Here is a 17,639-nt window from a genome sequence, read left to right on the forward strand (position 1 = left end):
CTTTTCAACAAAGTTATATTGGTTATATTGCCCAAATGTCCTGTTTTTATCCAAATAGTCCAATTGTTTATCCTTTAGTGAAGGATTAGGAATTAGACGATGATTTATACTATAAACATTAAAGCGAATATTAAAGGTGTGAACCTTGTGAAACTAATTCTTGTCACAACACTACTAAGTTTTGGGCTATTTTCTGTTATCATTGCCATGGATTTTATAATGGGTTTGACGGAAAAAAACATTATTGCAACAGCATTGAACCCATTTAAAGTGATGGAACCAAATGAATATTTTATTTTGTTTCTTTTATTTCTTGTCTTTATTATAGATATGATTGGTTTCTATCTAAACAAGAAACGACAAAGTCCATCTCAACCAAATAATGAGGGTACCCCAAAAGGATAACTTTTTGGAGCACCCTCATTTTGTTTATAAAAAACCTTGTCGGTAAATGACCGAACTAATTGTTTTACTTTTCGTGGATGTAAATCTGAAACAGTCTCTAACACACTTCCAGCTCTCTGCCCCAAATTCCCACAGAAGTTTGCAGTGTTTCCTTTCCAACAACAAAGTGGGAAATTCCTCTTTAAAATTAAGCAAAACTGTATGATAACATTTGTTTTTAGTTTATAGGTTGCAGCCTACTTTTCCCTAACTTCTTTATTATCTAGTCGTTCTTTTTCTAAAAAAAGAGACGGAATATGATATGAATGAATGCGGCGGCGTTCTCACTGACCTATTATTAGTTAGGATCATTATATTGCATAGCCCTTGAACTATCGCCATATCCTTTTGTCGTTGGATCTTGAACAATTCCCAACATTGAAAGAATAACAAATACAGCATTAACCAAAGTGAGGATCCAATCCTCTACTGCCTCAGAGAGTTGAAAATCGGTTACTCCTAAGGAATTTAATCCCCCTAAAATGATTTGGGCCACTATAAAAAGCTGAGATATAAAGGCAATCACCCAATTCCGATTTTTTAAACGGACCTTCCAATTTATCATTTTGTCAACCCCTTCCCCCAAGCTTACTATCTCTAATAACATATGCGTGTGACCAATCTCGGTAGTCCACGAATATCACGTTATACGCTATTTTTCATACCCAAAACAAGCTATCATTGGTCTTTTTCAATTGAAATATTTATAATAAAGTCACAACATCCCCAAAAAGGTAAGGTGAGAATATGGAAAAGCTAAATACCTACTGGGAAATGATATTGCGTTTCTGGAAAAAGAAACACTTAACACAAATATTGCTTTTACTCATTCTCGTGACCATTTTAGGAACGATTTCTTATTTTGGCTGGCTCGCAGCACGTACCAATGTTCAATCACTAAAGGATGGATTAAGTCAGCCGACCGTTATTTATGATAGGAATGGTCAAATCGCGACAAATGCTATCACAAACCGAACAGTCGGTGTGTCAATAGAAGAACTGCCCAAACATATTCCTAATGCAGTGGTGGCGATTGAAGATGAACGTTTTTATGAACATAATGGTTTTGACTTAAAAGGAATTGCACGTGCCTTCTTTAAAAATTTAATTGCTGGAAGGATTACTGGTGGTGGTAGTACAATTACCCAACAATTGACAAAGAACGCACTTCTTTCCCCAGAGCAAACCTATAAACGTAAAGCGGAAGAATTATTTTTAGCAGTAAAAATTGAAAAAGAATATGAAAAAAATGAAATCCTCCAAATGTATTTGAACCAAGTATATTTTGGTAGTGGTGCCTGGGGAATTGGGAATGCTTCGAAGAAATATTTTAATAAAAATATTAAGGACGTTACGATTAGTGAAGCTGCATTATTAGCCGGTCTCCTTCAAGCACCGAACTACTATAATCCTTATAAGAATTATGATGAAGCGATTGAGAGAAGAAACGTTGTTTTAGCAAAAATGAAAGAGCATGGGATGATTACTGATGAACAATACAATCAGGCCAAAAAGGAAAAAATTCGTCTCAAAGATGGAGGAGGAAGCTTTGTCGACCGTAAGTATCCATACTATGTGGATGCCGTCATAAACGAAGCGATCACCAAATATGGTCTGACTCAAGATGAAATTTTAACTAGAGGCTACCGGATTTATACGGAATTGGACCAAAACTTACAGAAAGGATTAGAGAAGGTTTATGCAAATAACTCCCTTTTCCCTAGAAGTATGGGAGGTAAAATGGTTCAAAGTGGCTCCGTGTTAATGGATCCTCATACAGGAGGAGTCCTTGCCCTTGTAGGAGGACGTGGGGAAACGGTATTCCGTGGGTTCAATCGGGCAACACAGCTAAAAGCTCAGCCAGGCTCTACTATTAAACCGCTTGTTGCTTACACACCTGCTCTTGAAGAAGGTTACTCCTATTCCTCCGAGTTAGTAGATGAACCGATGAGCTTTGGAAATTATAAACCAGAAAATTTCAGCAAAACCTATCAAGGCAAGGTTCCGATGTATAAGGCCTTAGAGGAATCATTAAATGTACCAACCGTATGGCTTTTAGATCAAATCGGTTTGAACAAAGGGCTTGAATCATTAGAGGAATTTGGCATCCAAGTTGAAAATGAGGATAAAAACTTGGCTATTGCTTTAGGTGGAATGAGTAAGGGGGTATCTCCTCTACAAATGGCAAATGCTTTTTCTGCTTTTGCCAATGAAGGAAAACGGCAAGATAGTCATCTCATTACAAAAATTGTCGGTCCAACTGGTGACATTATTGCAGAACATGAGGCAGAAACAACTAAAGTTACATCCAAAAAGGTCGCGAATGAAATGACCTCTATGCTATTAAATGTGGTTGAATCGGGAACTGGTCAAAAGGCCCGGATTCCAGGGGTGCAAATAGCCGCTAAAACGGGTTCTACCCAGTTACCATACAATGATATTAATGGTACAAAAGATCAATGGATGGTCGGATATACCCCGAATCTTGTCGGAGCCGTTTGGATCGGCTTTGATCAAACGGACAGACAGCACTATCTTCCAAGCTCCAGTTCTGCAAATGTTGTGCCGATTTTTAAGGAAATCATGAAGACATCACTCACACATTTACCGAAAGAAAATTTCGAGGTCGTTTCTGTTAATTCTTTGTTAGCGGGTGAATCCCACCCTTATTCAAAAATCCGAGAACAAGCGGAACAAATAAGTAAAGAGTTAAATGAACACGCAGAAAAAATAGGGGAAACCATTAAAGAAAATGCCCCTGAGTGGAAAAGAAAATTGGACGAAACTATGTACCAAATAGGTAAAGGAGTCCATTCCATTATTGAAAAATTACAGGAAGCACGATAATAAAGCACGCCGACTACCGGCGTGCTATTTTCATTGCATGAAAATATTCCCCTGCAATTTCTTTCATTTTTTCTTCCATATCACCCGCATAAGCCATAATGAAACATGTTGCCGGGCCGGATGATTTAACAATGTCAAGTTCTGTTATAACTTGTTCTTTTGTAAAACGGACTTGATCAAACATTTGGTTTAGTTCATATAAAATCCCCTTAGAACCAACAGGCCAAATAATCCCATGGTTCAGCCTGCTTAACCTTCGAAAAATAGACAGTGGGACAACATGTTGTTCTTGTTCAATCACTTCATTTCCAACCAACGGTACACCAATAACAGCTAGTTTCCAATTTTCGTTGTACTCATACACCTCATTGGTGCCTCTAATATGTTGTTTACCGACAATGAACAGCCCAATTGCTGACTGGTTCAGCTGAAAATTACTTTCTGTACTACCTGTGATGGGGATTTGAGCCAATTCCAGTTCGTGTAACCCTTTCCGTATCCCACGAACCAATTCTTCCCAATGTTCATCCCCACAAAAATTTTGGAGGACTACACTAATTGGTTCTCCCCCTGCAGCGATACATTCCATTGCTGCGACCCTAAGTGAATAATAGGCCAATGTTTCGTAAGGGACATGAACAAGGTCGCCCTGCTTCATCCCTATAGCACCGCTATTATCACTTGAAATAATTAAAGAATCTTCATACCCAAAAGGAATGGTAAGAATATCTCTCATCCTTTGATCTCACCTTTAAACAAGCGATTAGAGATGATTGGGACAAGCCGCGGGATCAATAATAATGCCAATCCTGTATTCATGGCAGACATAAGTATTAAGGAAGGAAGGACAGCCCAATAAAAACCTTTGCCAAGGATAAACAGAAATGGCAGCGGTGCCATGAACGAATTTCCTAAAATAAAAAATAGAGAAGCTACAACCTTTTTATGATGATGCCAAAAAACACCAAACATCGATACAAGAATAGCCATTTCCATACTAATCAAAAAATGCATCGGGCCTAGTTGAAAACCGCTCAACATCGCTGAAATCAAATGTCCCAATGCACCAGCAACCGCACCGGCGCCTCCACCCAAAATCGATGCAGCCAGAAGAGCTGGGAATGAATCAAGTGCGATGGAGCCAACGATGGCTGGAATTTTGATCGTGGCACCAACTACCGACAATGCAATAAACATAGACAGCCAGATCAACTTTTTTCCTATAAGGTTATTTCTCATCTTTTCTCTTACCTTCCCTGAACACTTTTGCACTTCGCACATATTCCACATCTTTTACATTCAATCGATGATTCACTACTCGTGCTAATGCGAAGAAATAATCGGATAGACGGTTTAAATATTGCAAGGTAATTTCAGGGGCTGGCAAATCCGATTTTTCCAACTTTACCACTAAGCGTTCCGCCCTTCTTGTTACCGTTCTTGCAATATGAATGGTAGCTGCAGGTTTCGATCCTCCAGGTAAAATAAACCGTTCAAGTTCGGGCGCCTCTTCCATATATTCATCAATTTTCTTTTCCAAATATTCGACGGACTCTTTTTGAAGCTTTCCTTCGCGTCTTTTCGACACATTTGCTAGGTCGCCACCACAATCAAATAATTCATGCTGAATTTTTTCTAGATCTGCCAATACATCGTGAAAAAGTTCCGGATCCAATTCTTGTATGGCCTGACCAACAAAGCAATTCACTTCATCCACTGTTCCGTATGCTTCTACACGGATATCATCCTTATCTACCCTACCGCCAATTAAACTCGTTTTCCCTTTATCCCCTGTTCTTGTATAAATTCTCATTTGTTTCCCCTCACTTTATCGATTGGTTCATTCCATACCAAATAACATCAATCTTATCGGATTTTGCGGCCAGATCTTGAAAAGCCCAACCTGTCACATCTCGCCATAATCGATTTTCCGCTTCCAATGGAACAATGCCTTTTGTGATATCTGTCCCGATCACAACGATTTGTCGTTCCGGTTTTTCTTTTTCCCATGAGGACCATTGGTTCAAATAGTGATTCCATAATTCACGAGACTTAGTAGAATTGTGAATCTCCGTTAATTTTTTGATCCATTGTTCAGCACCCTCGAGAATGATCAAATTTCGATCGATTCCATTGAGATTTATTGGGATAAGATCATTTTTATACGCGGATATCCATGGGTCATCTTTTGTTACACGATAGGTTTTCTTTACCCATGCCTTTTTACCGTTAAAGGCACCTCCTGTAATGAAATGCACCGTTCTCCCCTCCTAAGCTGTTCCCGTTTAAAGATCAATTCAAATCCTTGATCATGGGGTACCTGCCAACTCCAAAACTCCTTTTTCACGGGAGCAAACTTTGATAACAGAAATTTAATGGGGCCTCCGTGAGTAATGATGGCAGCGCTCTTAAATGGACCTGACAAAATTTTTTCAATGACCGTATTCCATCCTGCTTCGACTCTATGAATAAATTCCAAATAGGATTCCCCATTTGGTGGGCTGAACCGTTCAGGAGCAGTGAGCCAATACTGATAAAGAGAGTCATGTTTTAAATCTTCATATGTTTTCCCTTCCCATTGTCCAAAATTCAATTCCCTGAACTCTTTTAATCGAATAGGAACGGCCTGTGGGAAAAGCATTTTTCCTGTTAATATACATCGCGTAAGGTCACTAGAAAAATAACAATCATACATTCTCATTTGTGAGTTATCTATAGAAGTCGGACATAATGGTGAATCGCTCCATCCCAAATAAGCCTTTCGTTTATTTTCTTCTGTTAAGCCGTGACGAAATAATGCAATAACCACAAGGTCATCCATAATCCCACTTCAGTCCCTTCCACAGCAGCTCCCAGTACATCACCTGTCATTCCGCCGAACCATTTCATAGACTTCCTGCGCCAAAAATATAAGGAAATAACGGCAGCCAATAACATAATTCCTGTCTGTACGAATTCATGAATCAATAGTATGACTAATAAAATGAATCCAACTAAATAAAATAGATAGATGAATAGTGATTTCACATCTGCAGCTTTTTGAAACAAATACCCTAAACCTTCCTGTTTAGCTGATTTTACTGATAGAAGGAGACATCCCATGACCATTTTGCTAAAGAATGGAATAGCAGCAATCAAAAGATAGGTGGACGTCATAGGGTTTCTCGTCATCTCATAAATAAAGAAAAGCCGCATGCTCAATAAAACAATGACAGATAGGACACCAAAAGCTCCTGTTCGTGGATCCTTCATAATCGAAAGTCTTTTTTCTTGATCCCTATAAGAAAAATAAGCGTCACTCGTATCCATCCAGCCATCTAGATGAATTCCACCTGTCAGGAATATAGTCATAAGCCAAAGAATAAATGCGGAAGCCAAATGGGTAAATGGTGAAAACTCAACGAAACAATATAATAAGAGAGAATAAATGATTCCCTGTAGTAGGCCCAACAGTGGAAAAGCCTGGACAGCTTTTTTTAAATGTTCCGGATCCATCGGAAATTCCTTATTAATTGGTATGGCTGTAAAAAATTGAACGGTTATGAGAAAACCTCTAATAAAGCTCATGTTTTATGTCCCCATTGGGAGATCATATCTTTTAGCAGCTCCCATTTCAGGTGAGGCTTCATAAAAGAAGCAAGCCGTTCATAACGTTGATCCATCTCCACATGATCAGCCGCATTTTGAACCGTCATATCACTGACCGGATTGTCCTTAACCGATAAGGAATCCTCTTCATCAATCATGTGATTTTCCATATAGGGAATGACCCCCAACACAGGAATTCCTGTTTTCTCTTCTAGCCATTGAACACCATCAACAAATAAAGCTGGATCTCCGGAAAATTTATTAATGATTACCCCTACCACTCTATTTCGATCTGCAGGTTCAAGTAGCTCCAGTGTTCCAACAATACTGGCAAAAACTCCGCCCCGTTCAATATCAGCTACAAGAACGACCGGCACATCCGCTAGTTGAGCCACCTTCATATTTACAAGGTCCCTATCCTTTAAGTTAATTTCTACCGGGCTACCGGCACCTTCAATCACAACCAACTCAAAGTGCTTCTCCAACTGTTCAAGGGATTGTTTAACGGCCTTTAACCCTTTTTCATAAAATTGATCACGATACTTTTGCCCCGATATGTTCCCTATTGATTTTCCTAATAAAACAGTCTCCGAACTGTGATTTGGACGTGGTTTTAACACAATTGGGTTCATCCATACGGTTGCCTCAATTTTAGCTGCTTCCGCCTGAATCGCCTGAGCTCTACTAATTTCACTTCCATCTGGAAGAATACAAGAAAAATTGGACATGTTTTGGGATTTAAATGGAGCCACTTTAACTCCTTCATTGGCAAAAAGCCGGCAAAGGGCAGTTGCGATTAAACTTTTCCCTACATTGGATGATGTGCCTTGAATCATTACACCTTTCATTGCCTCATTCCTTTCATCATAATGGGAATTCCTGCTTCCACTAAATAAGCCTGATCCGCCAAATTCACTAAAAACTGATGGATTTGCCCTAATAACTTTCCATACATCAATATGAAATGATCATGAAAAATCGGTTCATGTAATACTTCATTACTTACCACAATGACCGTCTTTGCCCGATTTCTCAGCTCCATAATCCCTGTTTGAATCCTCTCTTTCACTGCAGCTAAATCACTTTCATCCAAATTTCTATTAGCAACAAATAACTGGTTATTTAATAAAGTAGTCACACAGTCAAGTAAAATAATATCATTCTCGGAAATCTTGCTAGCCAAATCGCCAATATTTACTGGTTGCTCTAACGTTCTCCAAATGGACCCTTTTGCTAGTCGATCACGCTGATGCTTTTCAATCCGTAATTTCATTTCCCGATCCGAAGGTACCCCGGTCGCAATATATGTAAGCTTTCCACCGGTTTTATCTGCAAACTCAGTAGCTAGTCGTTCTGCAAAACTGCTTTTCCCGCTTCGTACTCCTCCGGTGATAAAAATTAATGATGAAGATGCCGCCAATGCGCTAACACCTCCAGAAGTTGATTATTATCATCAACACTTTTTATCGCAAAACGGAGCCATCTGCCCTCTAATCCAGGGAAATTATAGGTATGACGTGGAATAACCCCTTTTTTTAACAAATATTCAAACAATAGAAATTGATCATTGATATAAGGATCCTGAAGTAAATAAAAATTAATTTTGGATGGCGAAACGATAAAATCTAGTTCCTTCAACAAATCAACTAAACGCTTTCGTTCCTTTGAAATAAATTCTTGTGTTTTCTTTATAAACGATTGTTCTTGGAATAACAGTTCCCCAGATAAGAGGGCAATCGTATTGACACTCCAATGAGGTTGAAATGGACGGAGCTTTTTGATAGTTTCTGGCTGAGCAATTAAATATCCAAGTCGTAGACCAGGAATAGCGAACATTTTCGTCATGGATCGAATAATGATTACATTTGAATATTGATGAATGGTAGGAATAACGGAATCATATTCACTTAAAAAATCATAAAATGCTTCATCAAGAATGACTTGGCAATTGTGTTTCTCGCATTCCTCGATCAATGCCATCATCGTGGAATGAGGATATTGAACTCCTGTTGGATTGTTGGGATTACATACAAATACCGCATCCGCTTCCTTTATTTTCGAATGCCATTCATTCAGATCCAGTTCGAAATCCGGTTCTTTTAATTGGTGGTATAAAATTTCACAACCGTTAGCACGGCAGGCTGTTTCATATTCTGAAAAAGTAGGTTGAACCAATAACACTTTTTTTCCCGCAAGCATTCGGGCAATGAGAAAGATCAGCTCTGCCCCTCCATTCCCTACTAAAATAGAATCAACGGATATTTGCTCTTTATCTGCGATGATCATTTTCAAATTGGCCGCATTTGGATCTGGATAAACCATCATTTCTTCATAAAAATGGTTCCAGTTTCTTTTCAGAACCTCCGGTGGCCCCAAAGGATTGATATTTGCACTAAAATCTAGATACACCTTAGGCAGCGCCATCCCCAATTCATTATAAAGATATTGCGGATTTGAGCCATGTGATGGCCAGCTCAAAACCCATTCCTCCCATCCATAAAAAAAGTAGAAATAGTAAGACCGTTCTCGTTAAAATCACATTAGCTTTCGGGATATGCATGGCTTCAATCGGAACAATAGGTTCACCTATTTTGGCACGGTTAGATATAATGCCTTTATAATAGTTGACTCCGCCAAGTTGAATACCTAATAGGGAAGCTACTGCCGCCTCTCCCCATCCACTGTTCGGGCTAGGATGTTTTTTAGCATCACGGAATAAAATGATCCACGCCTCTTTTTTGCTCATTTTTTCTGAACGGTTACCAAGCAACATCAGCATTCCAGTCAATCGACTTGGAATCCAGTTCATCACGTCATCCCATTTGGCTGATGCCCATCCGAAATCTTTATATCGATCATTGATATGACCAACCATGGAGTCACACGTATTCGTCGCCCGATAAACCATTGCAAGTGGAGCCCCACCAAGAAGCGCCCAAAATAATGGTGCCGTTACACCATCACTCGTATTTTCTGCAACCGTTTCAATGGCCCCGCGTGCAACTTCTCCTTCGCTTAAGGTTTCCGTATCTCTTCCGACGATATAGGATAATTTTTTTCTCGCTTCCACCAAATTTCCTTCTATTAATGGATGATAAACTTCGAGAGCCGCTTCCTTTAAACTTTTTTGAGCAATGGTTGAAGCTATGATGATACTTTCGACACCAATACCTAATATAGGATGAATCTTATATGCGATGAAAACGATAACAAAAGATATAGAAAAAACGGTCAATAAGACAATAAGAAGTAGCGCCGCTCCCTTCCATCTTTTTGATTTTCCTTTATTCCATCGCTTATCTAATAAAGAAATTAAAGAACCAATCCATCTTACTGGATGTGGCCAATTTGGAGGATCTCCAATGAGCAAATCGATTACATAGGCCATTGTGATCGCTATTAAGTGGTTTACCATCATCCTCGTTTCCTCATTTGAGATTTTTGAATGGCTTTTGTTGTACAGTCGTATACAGCCTTGCTTATAAGTTTTCCTAGAGGTGTAATAGAGCCGGCATACTCGAGCTGCTTCCCTTTTTGACTGGCTGCGATTAAGATACTATCTGTTGAAGTACCAGTCGCAATCGTTTCGGTTATTTTGTCACGTATTTTTAAATCATTCATGGCCTTTGTTTTAGCCTCTGTAGCAATCATAATACTTTGGATAAATGCTTCTTCTGTCAGTTCGCCATTCACGAATATCCACGTATTAATTGTTCCAGGAACCACTTCATAAGAATGCAGTTCCGCTTTGGAGCAATCAATGGCATTGCCAACTCCAGCCGTGATCACCACTAAGATGGAAAAATCATCTGAATCAACATAGCTATATACAACATCCTCTAGATTGACCGCTGTCATCATCCCAATGGTCTCAGTTGGATCAAATCCATTTCCTTTTAAATATGTGGCCATTTCCTCACGATGATTACGACAGTTATAGTCTTTGCTGACATGCCGGTTAACAAATGTCCGGTGCCAACCCGTCCCCGACCCAATCACTCCAGACGACATCGTTCTTAATGGGATCGGAGATTTTAAAGTAATAAATTCGTCATGAATTTCTAACATCGTTTCATTGATTTCAAAAGGAAAAGATTGTTTTGCTCCATCCGGTAGTAGCACCATTTGCGGAGCAGGTACTGTCGGATGAGGATGCTTTTGAATGTTGGTATGGTACACTTCTTTAATTCTTTCTTCCTTTAGAACTTCATTGGGAACATCGTTAATTTTTATTTTCCCATTTTCAAGCAGAAGCAAGCGATCACAATAAAGTCCAGCTAAATTCAAATCATGAAAAATAGAAACGACCGTTAAATCATTTTCAAATGTCCAGCGTTTTAAAGAATCAAGCAACTCTTTTTGATAAGATAAATCCAAGTGATTGGTCGGTTCATCTAAGAAAAGGATTTCTGGCTCCTGAGCTAAGGCTTGCGCCAAGAACACTCGTTGCCTTTCCCCACCTGATAGCTCTTGTAGTTTTTTGTTTTGAAAAGCTTCCACCCCAATTTGTCGCATAACCGTTTTAACGACTTTTTCATCTTCTTGACTCCATGACTGAAGCAACCCCTTTTGATGGGCATACCGTCCTAATGAGACGGTTTCTTTAACCGTATAGGAAAAGAATTGTGAAGTATGCTGGGATACGACCGCCACTTTTCGAGCGAGCTGTTTGGCACTATACTCTTTCAAATTCTTTCCATCAATTAAGATTCTACCTGTATGCAGCGGCAAAATCCCACTGAGCATTTTTAAAAGTGTTGTTTTTCCACTTCCGTTCGGGCCAAGAATCCCAAATAATTCTCCTTTCCTTACTTCAAAGGAAATATCTTTAAGTATCATCTCACCAGAGTAGCCACCGGATAATTGATGTACAGAAATTATTTCTTTACCCACGTTTATTCCTCCCCCTTCTTTGCAACAGGATCGCAGCAAATACTGGTGCACCAATAAGTGCCGTGATCACCCCGATTGGTAATTCTGTTGGAGAAATAATGGTTCTAGAAAGCAAGTCCGCTAAGATTAAAAACCCGCTACCAGTCAAAATCGATAATGGTAAAAGATGCTTATGATCTGGCCCCCACAAAATTCTGCAAAGATGTGGGATCACAAGACCGACAAATCCAATGGTTCCTGATACCGCCACGGCTGCCCCTGTTAAGATGGATGCAGCCAATAAGATAAGGAACTTTCTTTTTCTCACATCCACCCCTAAATGCTGGGCTCTTTCTTCTCCGAAAGACATGGCATTTAATTCCTTAGCTTGAAAGATTAATAGGAAAGAGCCAATGATAAAAAATGGAAGAATGATTTTGATGTATTCCCAGCCTCGCATGGATACACTTCCAAGAAGCCAACCGATAATTTGTCGGAGCTCATCACCGGTTAGAGCGATCATGAGAGAAATGAATGCCCCTAAGAAAGAACTTAATATGATACCAGTTAATATAATGGTTTCTACTTTCATCGCTCGATCAATTTGACGAGCAAAAATAAGAACTAAAAAAATAGATAGAAAAGAAAACAAAATACTAAGAACAGGCAATGTATAGGAACCAATGAATGGAATAGAAAGGTGAAAAAATAATGTTAAAACGGCTCCCACAGAAGCTCCAGATGAAACTCCTAATGTGTAAGGATCTGCCAATGGGTTTCTAAGTAGCCCTTGAAAGGCTGCACCGGCAATCGCAAGAGCAGCCCCAACAAGTCCTGACAAAATGACTCTCGGCAAACGAATATTCATCACAATACTCGTGAACATCGGTTCGATATCATAGGTCAGTCCCGCAAAAAGTTTTGACCCGATGATTTGAATAATAGTTAAAATCGGAACAGAAACCGTTCCGATTGAAATAGCAAATATCATAGAAATAATAAGAAATAGGAATGCAATGGTGTAAGCTAAATAAGTATTAGTTAAAAACTTCCGGATAGATAGCCTTTGCAAGATCCTCTACTCCTTCAACAATCCTTGGACCTGAGCGGGTGACTCGATCAGAATGAATATCAATGACTTGCTTATTCTTAATCGCCGTCACATTTTCCCAGCCTTTTCTACTTAATACTTGTTCAGCTGAATTCTCAACATAATATCCATAGGTCGTAATAATGACATCAGGATTTTTTTGAATCATCGCTTCTTGATCCATTTTGATCCAGCCTTCTTGATCTGCCGCAATATTTTCAGCATTTATCCAACTAAGCATTTCATTCATAAAAGTATTATTACCTGTAGTATAAATTTCTGGTGCAGGTGAGACCTCAATTAACACCTTTTTCTTTTCTTTAATTTCAGCAACCTTTGTTTTTAAATCTGCTAATCTCTTCTTCATATCGGCAATCAATTTTTCTGCATTCTCTGATTCGCCAGTTGCTTTTCCAATCATCTTAATAGAGTCATAAACATGTTCAAAATTTTGTGCATCATTTACGACTAATACAGGAATACCTACATCTTTCAGCTGTTGTAACGCAGCTTCCGAATTCAGAGCTGTGGATGCGTGAGCTAGGACTAAATCTGGTTTTAATGAAATGATTTTTTCTAGATTAATTTCCGTACCACCGATTTTCTCTTTTTTTGCTGCTTCCTCCGGATAATTATCAAAATCGGACACACCAACTACTTCATCTCCAAGACCTAATGCGAAAGCAATTTCGGTATTACTTGGAATTAATGAAACAATTTTTTCAGGCTTCTTCTCAATTTTCACTACTTGATCGGAAGCATCTTTCATAGAAACTGGAAAATCTTTCACTTCCGCTTTTTCTTCAACGTTCTTTTCCTTTTGAACTTGCTCTTTTGATTCACCACATCCGGCCAATCCACCGATGGTTAATATTAATACGAGTAAAAATCCAAAAAACCTTTTCATGTAAAATCCCCCTGCTTACTTGTGTGAGTCCATTTTCTGTACATGTGTTATAAAAACAAAAAAACATCCCTGCTTATGAAGGATGTTGGCATGAACATACAATAATATCCATTATTGTTGTTTCGTTTCCACCCCCCTATCCTCGTAGGTTTTTGGCGTACTTGAAATAGGCAGGTCTCCTGGCTCATGAATCATCGCTTCCTATGTCTTCCCATCGTTCAGACAGTGACAATGTATAGGTCGCTCCTCATTTACAGTGGCGGGACCGCGTTGGATTTTCACCAAACTTCCCTTTTAAGTTAAAAACTTATGTCCATAAAGTTTTTAAACACCTATTTCTATGTATTCAGTTTTTATCTAATTCAATTATAAAGAATACAAAATGATTTGTATATCATTTTTTCGACAATTCTTTTTATTTTTCGAAACTTCTACTTAAATTGGCCATTTCAATCGCTACGGCAGCCGCTTCCCATCCTTTATTACCGGCTTTCGTACCAGCGCGTTCGATTGCCTGCTCAATAGAATCCGTCGTTAACACACCAAAAACGACTGGTAAACCGGAGTTTAATGCTACGGTATTTACTCCTTTGGCCACTTCATTGCATACATAGTCAAAATGTGGTGTGGATCCACGGATAACAGCCCCTAATGTTATGACCGCATCATATTTTTTGCTATTAGCCATTTTTTGTGCAATTAGTGGAATTTCGAATGCCCCTGGCACCCATGCAATATCTACGTCTTTCTCCTCTACTCCATGTCTTTTTAACGCATCTTGAGCTCCACTTAATAACTTGCTCGTAATAAACTCATTAAAACGCCCTACAACAATTCCAATTCTTAATCCAGTACCTACTAAATTGCCTTCAAAAATACGTCCCATCTTAAACCCTCCAAGTAAATGATTGTTTATTCTCTTTTTTAATGACGAAGATGTTGTTCATGATGTTCTTTCTTCGTCCGGTATTCAATCAAATCTTTAATGGTAATGAATTTTAAATGAAAGCGATCCGCTATTTTACGAAGCTCAGGAACACGGGCCATTGTCCCATCTTCATTCATGATTTCACAAATGACACCAGCAGGCTTGGCACCCGCCAACTTTGCGAGGTCTACTGCTGCTTCTGTATGACCGTTTCGGCGAAGGACACCGCCCTCCTTAGCGATTAATGGAAAGATATGTCCCGGCCTTTTGAAATCCTCTGGTTTTGAATTCGGATCCATCATACTTAATATCGTAGCTGATCGTTCAAATGCTGATATTCCTGTTGTCGTATATTTATGGTCAATACTTACGGTAAAGGCCGTTCCATGAGAATCCGTATTGACTGTTACCATAGGTGACAGATCAAGTTTTCGTGCTAGTTCTTCTTCAATTGGTACACATATCAGTCCTCTCCCATGGGTGGCCATAAAATTGATAATATCAGGTGTGGCTTTTTCTGCTAAAGCGATGAAATCACCTTCATTTTCCCTGTCCTCATCATCACAAACAATGATGACTTTCCCATTTTTCAAATCTTCAATCGCTTCTTCAATAGTATCGAACATGCTGATCACTCCTTTCATGATTTCCTGACTGACCTAAAATGTTAGTAAAATCCATTTTCTTCTAAAAATTTTTCCGTTATTCCCTTCTTTTTATTTTGTGCTGGTTCGCTTGAAACATGGGTCAAAAAGTGCGCGACATATTTTCCTATCATGTCACACTCCAAATTCACGATATCTCCAGGACCTTTTAGCCCTAAAACAGACTCAGACAAAGTATGGGGAATAATAGATAATATAAAGCCTTCATCAGATACACCAAATACCGTCAAACTTGTCCCATCGACCGCAATAGAACCTTTATAAATCACATATTTCATAATTTCCGGTCCAGCCGTAATTTCATAGTAGACGGCGTTTTCGTACGCTCTTTTCTTCTTGATCATCCCGATTCCATCTACATGACCGGAAACAAAATGACCACCAAATCTCCCGTTAGCGGCCATCGCCCGTTCCAGATTAACCTTTGAACCTCGGGTAACCTCGTTTAGACTTGTGGCCTTTACAGTTTCTGGCATGACATCTACTGTAAAGCTATTTCCAGTAAATGAGGTTACGGTTAAACACACGCCATTAACGGCAATACTGTCTCCTAAATGGATATCTTCAAGGATTTTCTTCGCTTCGATGGTAAGAACGAACGAATTACCTGACCGTTGAATATTTGATACCAACCCAATTTCTTCCACTATTCCAGTAAACATATGATTTCTCCTTCATTTGGTTAGGTAACAATAAGTAAATATAGAAAAAACCCTAAAGGATTCTTCCTCTAGGGTCATTTTGAGACAATAAGAAACTAAGGCTTAATATTAGGAAAATTTTTTCCTTTGATTAAACCTGATTTCTTTCCTTCTCCCATCCAGACTTTAACTGTCGGCTCCGGAATTTCACCGGATCCACCGTTTAACAAAATCGTTAAACGGGTCACGGACTAAGAAGCTCAAGCTTCATCACCGCCGGTTAGGAATTTCACCTGACCCCGAAGGAATGAATATGTAGTTTTTACTATTATACTGAATTTTTTTTGGAAAGGGAAATGATTCGTTCTTATTTATAAATTTTCACTGGCAAATATATGTCAAAATGAAGATCTCCAGCTTTATTTTGAAGGACATGTTCATGTTTGTAGACTTCTAAACTGAGTGCCTGATAGTCCTGATCATAACCGTATTCTTTCATCCAAGCATAAATATGATGATATGTATTTTTAATTTCTTCAAATCTTCCAACATGGGTGGTATGAACATAATACTTCTTTGGAATCGTAAAACCGGACATCCCTTCAGGAATATCATCTAATTTTTCTACAGGTGCCATCACATAATAAGTTAAATCTGTTTCTCTACTATGAAATGGAGCAATGAATACCGGTTCATCCGTTTTATAGGCTATATCGTGAAGCCGTTTTTCCATTTCATCAAAAAGTTGAGGAATGATAGTCCTTTGAGAATGATCGCCACTCCAAGAAATTCCGACAACTTTCATCTCTTCTTTCTCAACCACTTTGATATCCAAAATAATCCCCCTTTTCTATATCTAGCTTATTCTATTATTCTCAAATTATCCTAAAATTCCTGCAAAAAAATTTAACATAATGAAATTATTAATATTTTAAAAAAATAACAAAAGTAATTGAAAGCTGTCTAAATGTAATGTGAAAAGTGGAAATGCCTAGTTCGTTAAGGGAATTTAAGCAGTCCTTTCAAAAAAACAAAAAATAGATTCTTATGTTAAAATAGCTCTTTACAAAAAAATGTTCAGAATGAATGAAAAAGCATATCATACAAGTATTAGGAAAAATTTGTTAATATAGTAATAGGAGGTGTTCTTCCAATGAAACTAAAAGGTTTCATCATAACATTTGGGTCGTTTGCATTCACAACTTTCCTTCTTTATTTTCTTGGTTATATCTTTACGATTCCATGGTTCATGTTCCATTACGAATACACTCATGATGCCGGGGAATTCTTTATTTCTATCGGGTCGTCGCTAGTTCCCATCATAATCGGATTGGTAGTCAGTTATATGGCAGAAAAAATGTTTATATACAAAGAACGAAAAAAATGGCTCGATTAAAAAATTTATATAAAATAACAAAAAAAGACCCAAAATAGGGTCTTTATTGTTGAAGATTATATTTTGCGGACATTCACTGCCTGCATTCCACGTTCACCATGTTCTAAATCAAATTCAACTTCTTGGCCTTCCTCTAATGATTTATAACCTTCTCCTTGAATAGCCGAGAAATGAACAAAAACATCCTCTCCGCCATCACGCTGAATAAATCCATAACCTTTTTCATTATTAAACCATTTTACCTTGCCGTGTTCCATTCAA

21 protein-coding genes, 1 pseudogene and 2 riboswitches are annotated in these 17,639 nt (G+C 38.5%); of the genes and pseudogenes, 3 read left to right on the top strand and 19 right to left on the bottom strand.

Annotated elements, in window-relative coordinates; translation table 11 throughout:
- Positions 1-99 precede the first annotated feature (99 nt).
- Complete coding sequence (locus G4Z05_RS04205; protein WP_163183849.1) at positions 100-405, top strand: YczF family membrane protein; 306 nt, start codon at positions 100-102, stop codon at positions 403-405.
- A gap of 337 nt (positions 406-742) precedes the next feature.
- On the opposite strand, the gene G4Z05_RS04210 is transcribed toward G4Z05_RS04205, so the two are convergent.
- Complete coding sequence (locus G4Z05_RS04210) at positions 743-1,009, bottom strand: phage holin (RefSeq protein WP_038534917.1); 267 nt, start codon at positions 1,007-1,009, stop codon at positions 743-745.
- 182 nt (positions 1,010-1,191) lie between these two features.
- Here G4Z05_RS04210 and G4Z05_RS04215 point away from each other — a divergent pair, with 182 nt between their 5' ends.
- Positions 1,192-3,291, top strand: coding sequence for a transglycosylase domain-containing protein (locus G4Z05_RS04215; protein ID WP_163250607.1), 2,100 nt, complete (start codon positions 1,192-1,194; stop codon positions 3,289-3,291).
- A gap of 13 nt (positions 3,292-3,304) precedes the next feature.
- On the opposite strand, the gene G4Z05_RS04220 is transcribed toward G4Z05_RS04215, so the two are convergent.
- From G4Z05_RS04220 to G4Z05_RS04300, 17 genes and pseudogenes are all read right to left on the bottom strand, one after another.
- Positions 3,305-4,027, bottom strand: a complete 723-nt coding sequence (locus G4Z05_RS04220) for an AIR synthase related protein (RefSeq protein ID WP_038534913.1) — start codon at positions 4,025-4,027, stop codon at positions 3,305-3,307.
- On the bottom strand, positions 4,024-4,530 hold the full coding sequence (locus G4Z05_RS04225; RefSeq protein ID WP_163250608.1) for an ECF transporter S component: 507 nt from the start codon (positions 4,528-4,530) through the stop codon (positions 4,024-4,026). Before G4Z05_RS04225 ends, G4Z05_RS04220 begins: the two co-directional genes overlap by 4 nt.
- Positions 4,520-5,104 carry a cob(I)yrinic acid a,c-diamide adenosyltransferase gene (locus tag G4Z05_RS04230; RefSeq protein WP_038534910.1) on the bottom strand — a complete coding sequence of 195 codons (585 nt, stop codon included), beginning with the start codon at positions 5,102-5,104 and terminating at the stop codon, positions 4,520-4,522. Before G4Z05_RS04230 ends, G4Z05_RS04225 begins: the two co-directional genes overlap by 11 nt.
- Positions 5,105-5,114: 10 nt before the next feature.
- A complete protein-coding gene (locus tag G4Z05_RS04235) occupies positions 5,115-5,549 on the bottom strand; it encodes a bifunctional adenosylcobinamide kinase/adenosylcobinamide-phosphate guanylyltransferase (protein WP_163250609.1) in 435 nt (144 codons plus the stop codon).
- The gene (locus tag G4Z05_RS04240; protein WP_038534908.1) at positions 5,501-6,112 is read right to left on the bottom strand and encodes a histidine phosphatase family protein; all 612 of its coding nucleotides are present in this window, start codon (positions 6,110-6,112) and stop codon (positions 5,501-5,503) included. Before G4Z05_RS04240 ends, G4Z05_RS04235 begins: the two co-directional genes overlap by 49 nt.
- A complete protein-coding gene (gene cobS / locus G4Z05_RS04245) occupies positions 6,070-6,858 on the bottom strand; it encodes an adenosylcobinamide-GDP ribazoletransferase (RefSeq protein WP_163250610.1) in 789 nt (262 codons plus the stop codon). Before cobS ends, G4Z05_RS04240 begins: the two co-directional genes overlap by 43 nt.
- Positions 6,855-7,727: a cobyric acid synthase gene (locus tag G4Z05_RS04250; RefSeq protein ID WP_081905005.1), complete on the bottom strand. Its 873-nt coding sequence runs from the start codon at positions 7,725-7,727 to the stop codon at positions 6,855-6,857. Before G4Z05_RS04250 ends, cobS begins: the two co-directional genes overlap by 4 nt.
- Positions 7,724-8,299 carry a bifunctional adenosylcobinamide kinase/adenosylcobinamide-phosphate guanylyltransferase gene (locus G4Z05_RS04255; protein WP_163250611.1) on the bottom strand — a complete coding sequence of 192 codons (576 nt, stop codon included), beginning with the start codon at positions 8,297-8,299 and terminating at the stop codon, positions 7,724-7,726. Before G4Z05_RS04255 ends, G4Z05_RS04250 begins: the two co-directional genes overlap by 4 nt.
- The gene (cobD, locus tag G4Z05_RS04260) at positions 8,278-9,357 is read right to left on the bottom strand and encodes a threonine-phosphate decarboxylase CobD (RefSeq protein ID WP_163250612.1); all 1,080 of its coding nucleotides are present in this window, start codon (positions 9,355-9,357) and stop codon (positions 8,278-8,280) included. The genes G4Z05_RS04255 and cobD overlap by 22 nt, the downstream gene beginning before the upstream one ends.
- Complete coding sequence (cbiB, locus tag G4Z05_RS04265; protein ID WP_163250613.1) at positions 9,314-10,297, bottom strand: adenosylcobinamide-phosphate synthase CbiB; 984 nt, start codon at positions 10,295-10,297, stop codon at positions 9,314-9,316. The genes cobD and cbiB overlap by 44 nt, the downstream gene beginning before the upstream one ends.
- The gene (locus G4Z05_RS04270; protein ID WP_163250699.1) at positions 10,294-11,760 is read right to left on the bottom strand and encodes an adenosylcobinamide amidohydrolase; all 1,467 of its coding nucleotides are present in this window, start codon (positions 11,758-11,760) and stop codon (positions 10,294-10,296) included. The genes cbiB and G4Z05_RS04270 overlap by 4 nt, the downstream gene beginning before the upstream one ends.
- A gap of 4 nt (positions 11,761-11,764) precedes the next feature.
- Positions 11,765-12,823 (bottom strand): FecCD family ABC transporter permease, encoded by a 1,059-nt coding sequence (locus G4Z05_RS04275; RefSeq protein WP_163250614.1) that lies wholly within the window; start codon positions 12,821-12,823, stop codon positions 11,765-11,767.
- Positions 12,789-13,748 (bottom strand): ABC transporter substrate-binding protein, encoded by a 960-nt coding sequence (locus tag G4Z05_RS04280; protein WP_163250615.1) that lies wholly within the window; start codon positions 13,746-13,748, stop codon positions 12,789-12,791. Before G4Z05_RS04280 ends, G4Z05_RS04275 begins: the two co-directional genes overlap by 35 nt.
- A gap of 152 nt (positions 13,749-13,900) precedes the next feature.
- Positions 13,901-14,099: riboswitch (cobalamin riboswitch) on the bottom strand.
- Positions 14,100-14,163: 64 nt separating this feature from the next.
- Positions 14,164-14,634 carry a 6,7-dimethyl-8-ribityllumazine synthase gene (gene ribH, locus G4Z05_RS04285; protein ID WP_163250616.1) on the bottom strand — a complete coding sequence of 157 codons (471 nt, stop codon included), beginning with the start codon at positions 14,632-14,634 and terminating at the stop codon, positions 14,164-14,166.
- Positions 14,635-14,699: 65 nt separating this feature from the next.
- Positions 14,700-15,302: pseudogene (ribB, locus tag G4Z05_RS04290) on the bottom strand (3,4-dihydroxy-2-butanone-4-phosphate synthase); the annotation flags it as partial.
- 41 nt (positions 15,303-15,343) lie between these two features.
- Positions 15,344-16,003: a riboflavin synthase gene (ribE, locus tag G4Z05_RS04295; RefSeq protein WP_163250618.1), complete on the bottom strand. Its 660-nt coding sequence runs from the start codon at positions 16,001-16,003 to the stop codon at positions 15,344-15,346.
- 142 nt (positions 16,004-16,145) lie between these two features.
- Positions 16,146-16,293: riboswitch (FMN riboswitch) on the bottom strand.
- Between the two features lie 56 nt (positions 16,294-16,349).
- On the bottom strand, positions 16,350-16,817 hold the full coding sequence (locus G4Z05_RS04300) for a GyrI-like domain-containing protein (protein ID WP_163250619.1): 468 nt from the start codon (positions 16,815-16,817) through the stop codon (positions 16,350-16,352).
- A gap of 318 nt (positions 16,818-17,135) precedes the next feature.
- Between G4Z05_RS04300 and G4Z05_RS04305 the strand changes: the two genes are divergently transcribed.
- Positions 17,136-17,378 (top strand): hypothetical protein, encoded by a 243-nt coding sequence (locus G4Z05_RS04305; RefSeq protein WP_163250620.1) that lies wholly within the window; start codon positions 17,136-17,138, stop codon positions 17,376-17,378.
- Between the two features lie 56 nt (positions 17,379-17,434).
- On the opposite strand, the gene G4Z05_RS04310 is transcribed toward G4Z05_RS04305, so the two are convergent.
- Positions 17,435-17,635, bottom strand: coding sequence for a cold-shock protein (locus G4Z05_RS04310; protein ID WP_163250621.1), 201 nt, complete (start codon positions 17,633-17,635; stop codon positions 17,435-17,437).
- Between the last annotated feature and the right edge of the window lie 4 nt (positions 17,636-17,639).

The organism is Neobacillus thermocopriae, assembly GCF_010975035.1.
Lineage (GTDB): Bacteria > Bacillota > Bacilli > Bacillales > Cytobacillaceae > Neobacillus > Neobacillus thermocopriae.